Annotated in this window: 11 protein-coding genes and 1 CRISPR repeat array; of the genes, 4 read left to right on the forward strand and 7 right to left on the reverse strand. The window is 44.1% G+C overall.

The window, feature by feature from the left end; translation table 11 throughout:
- Positions 1 to 4 precede the first annotated feature (4 nt).
- The 4 genes from FTO70_RS04665 to FTO70_RS04680 all read left to right on the forward strand — a co-directional run bounded on the left by FTO70_RS04665 (position 5) and on the right by FTO70_RS04680 (position 3,579).
- Positions 5 to 1,174, forward strand: a complete 1,170-nt coding sequence (locus FTO70_RS04665; RefSeq protein WP_255334538.1) for an ABC transporter permease — start codon at positions 5 to 7, stop codon at positions 1,172 to 1,174.
- Positions 1,175 to 1,294: 120 nt separating this feature from the next.
- Positions 1,295 to 2,461, forward strand: a complete 1,167-nt coding sequence (locus FTO70_RS04670; RefSeq protein ID WP_255334539.1) for an ABC transporter permease — start codon at positions 1,295 to 1,297, stop codon at positions 2,459 to 2,461.
- A gap of 21 nt (positions 2,462 to 2,482) precedes the next feature.
- On the forward strand, positions 2,483 to 3,166 hold the full coding sequence (locus tag FTO70_RS04675; RefSeq protein WP_255334540.1) for an ABC transporter ATP-binding protein: 684 nt from the start codon (positions 2,483 to 2,485) through the stop codon (positions 3,164 to 3,166).
- A 161-nt stretch (positions 3,167 to 3,327) separates the two neighbouring features.
- Positions 3,328 to 3,579 (forward strand): hypothetical protein, encoded by a 252-nt coding sequence (locus FTO70_RS04680; protein WP_255334541.1) that lies wholly within the window; start codon positions 3,328 to 3,330, stop codon positions 3,577 to 3,579.
- A gap of 111 nt (positions 3,580 to 3,690) precedes the next feature.
- Here the strand turns inward: FTO70_RS04680 and FTO70_RS04685 are convergent, their stop codons facing one another.
- The 7 genes from FTO70_RS04685 to cas5c form a co-directional block, all read right to left on the reverse strand.
- Positions 3,691 to 4,269, reverse strand: a complete 579-nt coding sequence (locus FTO70_RS04685; RefSeq protein ID WP_255334542.1) for a TetR/AcrR family transcriptional regulator — start codon at positions 4,267 to 4,269, stop codon at positions 3,691 to 3,693.
- Between the two features lie 287 nt (positions 4,270 to 4,556).
- Positions 4,557 to 6,308: direct repeats of the CRISPR family, unit length 32 nt; unit sequence ATTTCAATCCACACACCCGTGAAGGGTGCGAC.
- A 164-nt stretch (positions 6,309 to 6,472) separates the two neighbouring features.
- Entirely contained in the window at positions 6,473 to 6,760 is a 288-nt protein-coding gene (gene cas2 / locus FTO70_RS04690; protein ID WP_255334543.1) for a CRISPR-associated endonuclease Cas2, read from the reverse strand.
- Between the two features lie 13 nt (positions 6,761 to 6,773).
- Entirely contained in the window at positions 6,774 to 7,805 is a 1,032-nt protein-coding gene (gene cas1c, locus FTO70_RS04695) for a type I-C CRISPR-associated endonuclease Cas1c (protein WP_255334544.1), read from the reverse strand.
- A 68-nt stretch (positions 7,806 to 7,873) separates the two neighbouring features.
- Positions 7,874 to 8,560 carry a CRISPR-associated protein Cas4 gene (gene cas4, locus FTO70_RS04700; RefSeq protein WP_255334545.1) on the reverse strand — a complete coding sequence of 229 codons (687 nt, stop codon included), beginning with the start codon at positions 8,558 to 8,560 and terminating at the stop codon, positions 7,874 to 7,876.
- The gene (gene cas7c / locus FTO70_RS04705; RefSeq protein ID WP_255334546.1) at positions 8,557 to 9,405 is read right to left on the reverse strand and encodes a type I-C CRISPR-associated protein Cas7/Csd2; all 849 of its coding nucleotides are present in this window, start codon (positions 9,403 to 9,405) and stop codon (positions 8,557 to 8,559) included. Before cas7c ends, cas4 begins: the two co-directional genes overlap by 4 nt.
- The gene (cas8c, locus tag FTO70_RS04710) at positions 9,402 to 11,315 is read right to left on the reverse strand and encodes a type I-C CRISPR-associated protein Cas8c/Csd1 (RefSeq protein WP_255334547.1); all 1,914 of its coding nucleotides are present in this window, start codon (positions 11,313 to 11,315) and stop codon (positions 9,402 to 9,404) included. The genes cas7c and cas8c overlap by 4 nt, the downstream gene beginning before the upstream one ends.
- Entirely contained in the window at positions 11,312 to 11,992 is a 681-nt protein-coding gene (gene cas5c / locus FTO70_RS04715; protein ID WP_255334548.1) for a type I-C CRISPR-associated protein Cas5c, read from the reverse strand. The genes cas8c and cas5c overlap by 4 nt, the downstream gene beginning before the upstream one ends.
- Positions 11,993 to 12,050 lie beyond the last annotated feature (58 nt).

A 12,050-nucleotide genomic window follows, 5' to 3' on the forward strand; every position in this document is an offset into this window, starting at 1 on the left:
TCCCATGCGTTATGAACTTTTAATTGCTCTCAGGCAGCTTCGGGCAAGAAAATTCCAGACCCTGCTTTCGGTAGGAGCAATAGCTCTCGCTGTAATGATACTTACGGTTTCCCATTCTCTTCTGCTAGGTGTTACAGGGGAGATTTATAACATTACCGTGGACAAACTTCCTCATGTCTCGGTCTCTCCGGAGGAAGGTGAGGACTACATCTATCTCTACGGTACTCTGGTAGGAAGGATTGGCTCAATTGAAGGAGTTACCGCAGTTTCTCCTTTCCTTACAGGGCAGGCTTCTTTCAGGTTCAAGGACAATTCCCTTAACTGCGAGCTTAGAGGTGTGGTTCCTTCACAGGAAAATGAAATCAGCTCTATCGAAGAGGATATGGTTGAAGGTAGTTTCCAGGAAATCGAGTTTTCGAGAAATACGGTGGTTATAGGCTCAAAGCTGGCGGAAAAACTGGAGGTTAATCCCGGGGACTCCGTAGATGTGTCTTTTCCGAATGCAAATCTCCTCTCTCTTAGAGTTGTGGGGATCTTTCATACCGGATCTCCTCTTGACGAGGTCCTGGCATATACCTCCCTGGGTACTGCCCGGGAATTCTATGATGCCTCGAACGCGGTTAATGGGGTTTCTGTCCGTCTCAGGGATTTTAACAGGGATACGGAAGTCGCAAACGAGATCAAAAAACTTGGTTATAATGCAAAGGGCTGGACGGAAACAGACCCTGCAATCCTCCGCTTCATTGCTATCGAAAGCACTTCAAACGCTGTCATATACGGGCTTATTGTTGTCATAGCCTCTTTTGGCGTGGTCAGCACACTGAACCTTTCGGTTATCAGTGCAAAGGGTCAGATAGGTATGCTTCGCGCTATGGGTGCGCAGGTCTCAGGCATCCAGAGGATTTTCATCCTCCAGAGCGGGATTCTTGGCCTGCTGGGCGCTCTTTTCGGCACTTTTGCAGGAGTCCTTATAGCCCTGGCAATAGGACAGTATGAGATCCCGGCAGATCCATCCGATGTTTACGGAAGTATTTCCTTTATCCCCATTGTCGTGCGCTTTCAGGATATCGTATTCATCATTTTTGCCGTTTTTCTGCTAAACCTGATTACCGGAGTTTATCCTGCGCGACAGGCGGCGAAACTGGACCCTGTAAAGGCTATAAGTTCAAAGTGAGTGCAGCTGTAATACTATTTCACAGCCTGTTAAAATCTTAACAGATTTGATATTTTGGAAATTATAAAATTGGGTTGACTAAAAACTCTGATACATAATCATAACCAGGAGCTTATTCAGATGTATGAACTGAAAATCGCTTTGAGGCAGGTATTTTCCAGTAAAAAGCAGACCCTTTTTGCCATACTTGCTGTTGCTCTTGCAGTTTCCGTGATTACGGTAATGATGGCAATGATTTCGGGTTTTCAGGACGAAGTCGTAACCTCAAGTATAGAGAATAATCCGCATATTGTCATCAATCCTCAGGATGAGGAAGAAGAGTCCATCCATCTTTACAGGTATAAGTCTGCCCTGATCTCCGAAAAGGAAGGAGTTATAGCCGTATCCCCCAAATACCTGGGTCAGGCGGCGCTTGAGTACAGGGACAATGCCGAAGGGGTTTATCTTCAGGGAGTTGACCCTATGGCTGAAGAGAGTGTTATGAGGGTAAGTGAGGATGTTGTTGAAGGCGATCTCATGACCCTTGTTCATACAAGATACGGGATCCTGCTTGGGGATCAACTTGCAGAAAACCTGGAGGTAAATGTGGGAGATCGAGTAGATGTCGTTTTTCCGGGCTCGCAAACAACCTCTTTTAAGGTTGTAGGTCTGATTCATACCGGGACTTCTGCAGATGAGGTCACAGCCTATGCGAGGTTCGACTCGGTTCAGGATTTTTTCAATGAACCGGGAGTTGCAAGCACCATAGAGGTCAGAGTAGCAGATCCTTATCAGGCAGACGCCATTGCAGGTTCTATTGAGAGAGAAACCGGACTTGATGCTGTAAGCTGGAGCGAAGCAAATGTTGAAATCTTCAGCTTCTTGGAGGCCCAGGCGGCCTTTGTAAAAATTTTCTACTTCCTGATTTACGGAGTTGCAGGCTTCGGAATTGCAAACACCCTGATCACAATTGTTGCTCAGAGAACCAGGGAAATAGGTATCCTGAAAGCTATGGGAACTTCGCAAAAGAGCATTATGTTTGTCTTTCTTTTCCAATCCATGATCCTTGGAGCAGCAGGCCTCGTGCTCGGTACAATTCTCGGTTATATTGCGACAGTTGCGCTCCAGAGCTATGAGATAGAAATTCCTCCGGAGACGTATTTCGGGCTTCAGACTCTTCCTCTTGAAGTCGAACCGCTTAATTTTGTGTATGCGGCTTTCTTTGCTTTTATTGTCAATATTCTTTCAGGAATCTATCCTGCGCGGAAGGCTGCAAAACTTGATCCTGTAAAAGCCATTGAAAGATAATTTTAAAGAGGTATCGAAACCATGACAGATGAAAGCCCGGTTATAGAGCTTAAAAACCTGACCAAAGTTTACCAAAACGGAGTTGAATTTCGCACTCTCGACAATGCAAACCTGAGAATTAAAAAAGGGGAATTTGTTGCAATTGTAGGCCCTTCCGGCTCAGGCAAAAGTACGCTTATGCATCTCATAGGTCTGCTCGACACGCCCAGTTCAGGGACTCTCCTTATAGACGGCAAAGATGTAACAAAAATGTCGGATAAGGAGCGTTCCGGAATGAGAAACAGGATACTGGGCTTTGTCTTTCAGTACCATCACCTGCTTCCCGATTTCACAGCCCTGGAAAACGTAATGATGCCACTCCTGATTGCAGGCAAGAGCAGGGAGAAAGCAAAAGATGTCGCCGAAAAACTTCTGAAAGAGGTCGGGCTCGAAGGGAGAATGGAACACAGGCCAGGAGAACTTTCAGGAGGGCAGAACCAGAGGGTTGCAATAGCAAGAGCCTTGAGCTGCTCTCCTGCAATCGTGCTCGGAGACGAACCCACAGGCAACCTTGATACAAAAACCGGTGACATGATCTATGAACTGCTCCGCAGGTTGAACAAGGAATATAACCAGACGTTTATTGTAGTTACTCATAATGAGGACCTGGCTTCAAAAGCCGATATAATTATCAGGCTTGTAGATGGAAAAATCACCGTTCAGTAAGGAGAAAAATGTTAAAAAAATAGCAACTGAACACAAAAAAACTTAAACTTGAGGAAATGGGTCACATTAGAAGATTTTCTTTGTTGGATTATATTTGCGCTATTTTCGTCGATTCTCATGAGATTGTTTATAAGACCAAAATTTAAACGGAGATGTGAAATATGACAAGAATTACTAAAAAAGCATGGTTTGGCAAGAGAATTCTTGGATGGGGTTATCGTCCCATCAGCTTAGAGGGTTGGTTGGTAACTATAATATTTTTAGTTGCGATTTTTGCTAGCATAAGTTATCTCGAGAAAACGGCAACTCGTTATGCCATTCTTGCTGTAATCCTGATAGTCTTTCAGATTATTATTTACCTGACTGGCAATGCACCGGGCTCTGAGGTATGGGATAAGCTAAAGAATAAATAACGGAAGCATGTAATGGATGGATAATTTCAACCCCCTCGAGAGCGCCAACCGTGACCCGGGGGTCATGAATCGGGGTCCCGGCGATACCCTCACCGATAATAATTATTTTTTTCATTCCCCCGTCTCCTTATGTTTTATTTGCTGTATACGCAGGAGGTCCTCCCCCATTTCCAGAAGCAGCTTTTCAGCGGCCCGGTCATCAAGCCAGGACGGCAGATGACCGTTGGCGGCCATGACCGAGATCCCCGTCTGGAAGATCCGCATCTTCAAAAGCAAGCGCCTGCGCTCATCGTATGTCAAACTGCGCATGGTTTCATCTTCAGCCAGGGCTTCGACCATAGCCTCCAGAACGGTTTCATACGAAGCCATGTATGAGTTTTTCTGCATTACCAGTTCACGAAAAAGGACAGGATACTCCCGCGCAAACACCAGACTGGCTTTCCCGATGTTTTCGAAAAGGTTCGGGCCCTTTTGTTTTGCCAGCAGTTCATCCGTTAGGACAAAAACACGCTCGACCACAGCCTTAATCAAATCGTCAATCGTCCCGAAATTGAGATAGATAGGCGCAACAGAACACCTGAGCCGTTTCGCCACGCTGCGCGTGGTGATGCCGGCAAAGCCTTCTTCTTTCGCGATGTCAAAAGCGGCTTCTACAATGGTTTCTTTGTCAAATTTTGTTTTGGGCGGCATACATACCTCTTTTGAATAACCTATGTTATATAACATAGAGCATCTGATCTTGTATAAAGAGGTTTGCCAGGAGAAATTTAGAGTCTTACATCAAATGAATACAGGAGGGTCAAAATAAATTTATGCAGGAGAGGGAATTCGAATCCCTGAAATTCTGCATTAATATATTTTCACAGGAGACACCGGTTTTTCTGGAAATTCAAGGCCAGGATTCAGAGCCAGCCCTTTTCTATCCAGCGGTCGCAGTTGTGCTGCCAGTGCTCTTTGTTGGCAAGGATGACATACTTATTTCAATCCACACACCCACAAGGGGTGCGACAGTATTGTTTTTCTTATTTATTCTTTACTATATACCATTTCAATCCACACACCTTACGTGGTGTGACTTCTTTATACTCGATTATTACGGTATTTACCTATTTCAATCCACACACCCGTGAAGGGTGCGACGCAGGGCCTTCTCCTTCTTCCCTGTTTCTTCCTGATTTCAATCCACACACCCGTGAAGGGTGCGACGCAGGGCCTTCTCCTTCTTCCCTGTTTCTTCCTGATTTCAATCCACACACCCGTGAAGGGTGCGACGATATCCGCAGGTAATCCAGGAGGATTAACTGATGATTTCAATCCACACACCCGTGAAGGGTGCGACAAATAGATAGGTTCTAAATTCTGGAGATTTAAAGATTTCAATCCACACACCCGTGAAGGGTGCGACGGGGCCGAGTGGGGCGATTTCGGCGGATATTTTATTTCAATCCACACACCCGTGAAGGTGCGACCAACAATCCCTGTTGATCACTTCCAGTAACTGTGATTTCAATCCACACACCCGTGAAGGGTGCGACCGGGGTTCCATCGTTGTCAAAATCCCAACTCCATATTTCAATCCACACACCCGTGAAGGGTGCGACTCGGGGATGTGCACGCCTTCCAAGCTCCACCCGTTATTTCAATCCACACACCCGTGAAGGGTGCGACAAGTAGCACAGCCTTCTGACGTCGAGGTAGATATATTTCAATCCACACACCCGTGAAGGGTGCGACGAGAGGTCGCCGTGGGTGGGCCAGAGGGATGTGGGGATTTCAATCCACACACCCGTGAAGGGTGCGACCTTGCGGGTTCAGTTCCGAGCACATCGAGTGTGAATTTCAATCCACACACCCGTGAAGGGTGCGACTGTCATAGGGAATGATATTCCGTATAGCATGATTATTTCAATCCACACACCCGTGAAGGGTGCGACGAAACGTCTCTCAGGGACAGCAAACAACGCAGAAATTTCAATCCACACACCCGTGAAGGGTGCGACAGGAGACCAGATGTACAGCCGCAGTAATGCAGCCGATTTCAATCCACACACCCGTGAAGGGTGCGACACAGGATAGAAGCAAATGACAGAATATACGACAGGATTTCAATCCACACACCCGTGAAGGGTGCGACTCGTAAGAGATCAGACCCTAAGCCGGGCAATACTAATTTCAATCCACACACCCGTGAAGGGTGCGACTACATACTTCTAAGGTAGCTTTGTTATCCTTCTTAGATTTCAATCCACACACCCGTGAAGGGTGCGACAACCAATTTGACAGGGGGCGCAACAATCGAAACAATTTCAATCCACACACCCGTGAAGGGTGCGACTTGCTTTTTATTTCGCATATCGCACGAAAAAAATTTCAATCCACACACCCGTGAAGGGTGCGACGCTTCTTTCCTGACATCTCCCCGGAGTTCCTGGAGATTTCAATCCACACACCCGTGAAGGGTGCGACGTGCAAATGCAGCCCGTGAGCATCGGCATAAAAAATTTCAATCCACACACCCGTGAAGGGTGCGACCTCCTTTCAACAACTTGAAACAGTCGCCTTTAATTTCAATCCACACACCCGTGAAGGGTGCGACCTGTGGTTTCCTCATCAGTTATCCATCTCCTGTATATTTCAATCCACACACCCGTGAAGGGTGCGACGTTATTTTATAATTGGTGGAAATCCTCCATAGCAATTTCAATCCACACACCCGTGAAGGGTGCGACCGTAAATTAATTCAGATTATACATCAACCTCGTTGATATAGATACTTTTTCTAAAATATACTTTTTTGAGTTCAGCGATAAACAGCCACAAAAAATAAATATGATGAACTAATTTTTTCTGCGAACCTCCCAACAAATCAATGTTCACTATAGGTTCGCAGAGATTATGCGACTAATAAACCTTCCGGATCGTACCCCTTTTTTGCACCAAAGTGCTCCACCCGATTTTTCCAATTTTTACCCAAATAATAAAATCTGAGACTATCTTTCTCCTCATCCATGATATCACATAAATAATGTTTAAGCTGTGCAAATTGAGCAGGATCTACAAGGCACTCAAATACAGAGTTCTGGACCCTCTGTCCGTAATTTTCGCACTCTTTTGCCACCTTTCTCAGTCTGCTTTTTCCACCTTGTGATTCTGTATTCACATCATACGTTACCAATACCATCACTTAAAACACCTCAATTCATAAAAAATGGCGGATAACCATCAATGTCTCCCCTTAAATAGTGAGCCAACAACATTGCTTGCACATACGGAATCAACCCGACGGGGATCTTCTCATTTAAATAAGGATGGGTAATTTGATCCTGTTTTCTCTTTTGCCAGGTTGCCAGTATTTCTTTCCTTCCATCTTCAGTCATGAGGACAGCTCCGTTTTCCTTTCTTAGAAAATCTTTTGCATCAATCTGCTTGAGGTTTACCATATTCAATGCAAGTCTGTCAGCCATGAAAGGCCGGAGTTCCTCCATCAAGTCAAGCGCAAGACTGGGCCTTCCAGGACGGTCAGTGTGGAAAAAGCCGACATATGGATCAAGCCCAACAGTTTCCAAAGCTGATTCAACATCATGAGCAAGCAATGTATACAAAAAAGACAGCAGTGCATTCATATTGTCAAGAGGAGGCCTCCGATTCCTATGATGTATGAAAAAATTATCCTTTTGCTTAAGAATAAGTTCGTCTAATGCACCAAAATAAAATTTTGCACAATTTCCCTCAATTCCACGAAGAGAATCCAAATTTAAACAGGAATCAATATTCTTGAGATTTTCTATCAGCAAATCATCAACTGAACGGATTTTATTGGTATCTACTACGTCTCCGTGGTCACGGATGCTTCTCCCAAGAACAGTCCGGCAGTTGACGACTTTTCCTATAATGAAACACTTAGCGAGATCCAGAGAATCTTCTTCACTGTCTGCTTTTCGGTACTGAGTACGCCGCAGAAGAACATTCCCTCTTACTCTCCCTTGAACGCGCGCCAGAAATTTTCCATTCGGGGTTAAAAAAGATAGGCCTACATTATTGTCAGTGCAAAGTCGCATCAGCTGAGGGCTGGCGCCCATATATGCAAAGCAAACTATACCCTCAAGATTATGTATCGGAATACGAAACTTTTCAACATCTTTTACCTTAATAACAACATTCGTCCCCTCTTTAAAAAGATAGGATTCGGGGGTTGTGACATATAGTGTATTCAGCAATTTTCTCATGAATATAACCCCTTTACTTAACAGACAAGTTTGGATAGATAAATAATTCTTGAAAAAATGGGAGGATCTTATGGATCACCAGTACATGCATCGTTAAAATGCTTGCTAACATACGAGCGAGCAGAAACAGACTTTTTCGTTAATTTAGGGACACAGACATCTACAAGAGAGCAATATTTGCAGTTTCGGGATTTTTCAGCAGGTGGAGTAAGTCCTTTTTTAAAGAGATAATGCATTTCATCGGACAAAGATATCACAAGAGCTCTCAATTCTTCGCTTATATTAAGCTGAATTCTTCTCCGAATTTCGTTATAATAAAAATCAGCGGAGTTTATGTTGACATTAAACATCTCCTCCAGGCACATTGCCTGTGCACAGAGTTGCACTTCATCGCGTTCGTCAATCTTCGGTTTACCCCTTTTATACTCTACAGGATTCATTTTCCAAAAACCCTCATAGCCAGGAAGAGAAATGCCATTTTCAGAGCGAATATACTCAACGACGTCTGCCACACCATACAGCCCAAGCTGATCCGAAACCAATGGAAAAGCTCTTGACATCACAACGTCACCTCTGCTTTCTTTAAGGAATGGATTATCCACACGCTCATGGAGAAAGCGACCTTCGGTTGTCTGAAGATTTTCTTCCCACTGGCGCTCAATATGAATCAAAGCCCATTGGCGCTTACAAAAATGGAAATGTTGTATGCCGGATAACGAGAGCATCTCGTCTTCGGCATATTTCTTTTCTATCATAATTTCTCGATCAACTCAACGCCGTTTGGCATGTCGCCAGAGATCGTTACTTTATAATCATCAAAGGACCGGGAAGGAAGGTCATGAGAAAGCCGTTCCACCTTCACTTTGTCGAACAGGACGTGAGACTGGCAGCATCCAAGTTCATTGTTATGCTTGAAAACAATAAGTTTTCTTGCGGACATTTTTCCCCTTGCCGCTGAGTGATCATGCTCAAACATATTGATCAGACTGTCCCAGAGAAGTTCCAGGTCCTCTTCCCTAAATTCGGTCCTTTTAGCCAGATGAGCGGAGATATATCCCTCTGCACGGTACAGGCCGTACGGAACAATCTGTTTTTTGCCCATAGTCTGGCCTTTTTCAGCATCTTTCTCATTGGTGACCGCACAACGGGTAACTGTTACTTCCTGCTGGAAGATCGGGTCAATGCTGCGGCCAAAACTAAACTGTACAGGCCCTCTGACCTGACCACAGTTTATCTCCGTAGTCATTACGGCACCGAATGTTCGAATGTCAAAAAAATTCTGACACATGAATTTTGTCAGTTCATCTTCCTTCGGTTTCTTCGAGTCCGGATTTATTCCGAGGTAATCGTAGGCCTTCTTGTGCTGATCATTAAGGACGGCACCGGACTTAACATATATATCGTAGCCTGCGTTTCCACTTTTCACAAGGTCAACATAATCTCTGATCTTTCTCTTGAGACATACATCAGTGACAATTCCGTGACCTGTCTGTGGATCAACCCTGGGCATATTGCCCATATCAGGATCGCCATTAGGGTTTCCATTCTCAACATCAAACAACAACACAAATTCATATCGATTCTTTATGATTTCGCTCATGATGACACCTCCTCAATTGAAGGAACCTCTTTTTTTGTGAAAAATGCCTTACGTTGGTGGTAATAACCAAGCATGAACATACCCTGATCTTCGAGATTCAGGTATGCAGGAAACTCATCCACCCCCAAAAGTATCTGTTCTATTAGCTGATTTGATCTGAAACCCCATTCAGACTTGGCTATGTGGTGTTGTGCAAGTTTTAACAGCACCGGAAACACAACAGCAGGAGTTGCAGAAGCGCTGCTGAAATACTTGCTGTTAATAGTGCTCTTCATCTCTCTGTTTGTATCATTCTGTGCTTTTTCAAGAACAGCAAATAACCTTCCAAGACGATATGGCACGTTTGGACTTTCCTCGTTTAAACTCATGGTAATCAAATCCTGCTTTATATCCAATAATCCTACTCTGCTCAATCTGAGTAAATATGCCTTGATAAAACCAGCTCTAACAGAATTTATTGAACCTTCTACCTTCACACGGCTCAGAATCGCACTGTATAAAGAGATCGGATAGATCGTATTGCTAAGGATCGAGCGCATAACAAGGCCACCAAGGAGTGGTGATGCTGCTTTTTTTTCTGAACTCTGAGGGACAGTCTCATTCAACAGCCGATATACTGAGACGTATCGAGGACTATAATCATCCCGGATGATCTCCATGTCCAGATAGTGGCGGGCTACCTTTTCAATAAAGTTCCCAATGCTATCGACAAACCAGAAACGGACGGCAAGCCTTGCATTATTAGGAGACAAACCAAGGATATAGAAATTCGTCTCTGGATCCGTCCCGATATCCTCTTGATTTACTTTTTTGCCGATTCGGACCTTATTAAGAATGTCCTCGATCTGTTTGGCCTTGCCGGAGTCCTGTACTCGCGAGACTCTGACATCCTTTTCTTCGTTCATCTCACTTTCAAGATTATTTTCATTCTTCTCTGTTTCCTGGGTGTCAAAAAAGAATTTCACAAGATTTTCACAGGATTTTTCACTTGTCTCAGCCCAGAAAACAACTGTTGTATCAGCAATCCGAATTTTATTACTCTGGCTTGAAAGAAGATGATTCAGGGCAGTTGTGTACTTGAACATTGATGATTCGCTTATAGGAGAATTAAAACTCTGTTCTTTTCCATAAGAACAGAACGCATCATCATTGAAACTGACAAGGGAAGCCCCTGCTGACTGAGCCCCGACAACGCCTTTTATCTTTTGATGTACTTTGGCTGTCGATTCCACTTTTCCACTTACCAGGCACTGGGCAATAACTGTGCCGTCGTTTTCATCCTGAGAATAAGTTTCCCAGGCATTTCTCACGATACTTTTCTTATGTAATAATTCCCCGTTACACTCAAAAACACAGTTTCCACCAGCAAGAAGGTCATCTTTGTACTGAAGAATCTTTGAATTTTCAAGAAATTCTTCTGGATTCCATCTGTCCAGAAAAGCAAGGAATCCACTGATTCCAGGATCATCCAGGCCATCCAGTATACTGTGGTGAAGGACTCTGAAGGCCTCAAAGCACTCTCTGGAACGTCTATATACCAAAGTGACTTCTTTATCGTTCTCCTCCAATATCGTATACTCAGTAAGATTGCCCTCCGACGAAGGAAGATCAAATCTCTTTTCAAATTCACTTCTTTTCAGCTTTTCAACACCAAAAACATACTTTGCGTTATCGCAGACAAAATATGGAAACACTCCGCTAGAACGAGACTTCTGAATAGGAACGTCCCTAATTTTGGGCTTCGGCTTCTTTTCATCGCTCCTGAGGTCAACAACATGTGAAAGAATGCCATCAGAAGAAATGACAAGGGCAAATGAGACCTTGGCACTGCTGTACCCCAGCCTTGGAATATTGACGTGCTCGTCTCCTTCAAGGATCTCATAATGGCGGCAAAGGGACTGGATAATCATGAGACACCCCCATAGCACAGGCATTTCTGAACATCAATCACCCCGTCTACCATACAGGCACGGAAAAAGACGGCTTTCATCTCGTCAGAAAAATCAATATCATAGAGCATGAATCCAAGATCTCTTTCTCCGTCTTTCTTTCCACAATAATAAGACACAGGAACTTCTCCTTCAATTAATTCAAATTGAACAGGAAATTCACGACAGCCAAAATATGGGTGATGGAAACACTGTCCTTTTCTCATCCTCCGAAGTGCAATATTGTAATGTTTTTCGATGGTGTCATCAGGTCCTGCACGATCTGTCATTTCAAAGTGTGCCTCAATAACATAACAGACATCACGCAGAACAAGGGAAGCCCTTTGAACCGTATCTGCCGTTGAATCCTGATAAAGGGCAACATCCCCTCCTTTTAACGCAGTTTTCACGTCACGTGCGGATATTTTTCCTGGCCTTTCATTCCTGCGAATATTGTCAAACTTGATAGGGTTCAGAACGTGAATTTTGTCAATCTTCCAGAAAATTGCAGGCTTCCAGTAAATCGCTTCAAGAAGTCCTCGCGCTGCTGAGGGAGTTATGACATCATAACTTACACGTTCAACTTTCATTTCCGGTCGCGTGAAGCAGGCATAGTCTCCCCATACTTTCAGTTTGATTCCAAATCCTATTCCAATCACCTCACCATATAGAATGAATAATTAAAGATATAACTCTTCGGTATATAGTAAAGAATAA

Source organism: Methanosarcina sp. KYL-1, from assembly GCF_024372725.1.
Classification (GTDB): domain Archaea; phylum Halobacteriota; class Methanosarcinia; order Methanosarcinales; family Methanosarcinaceae; genus Methanosarcina.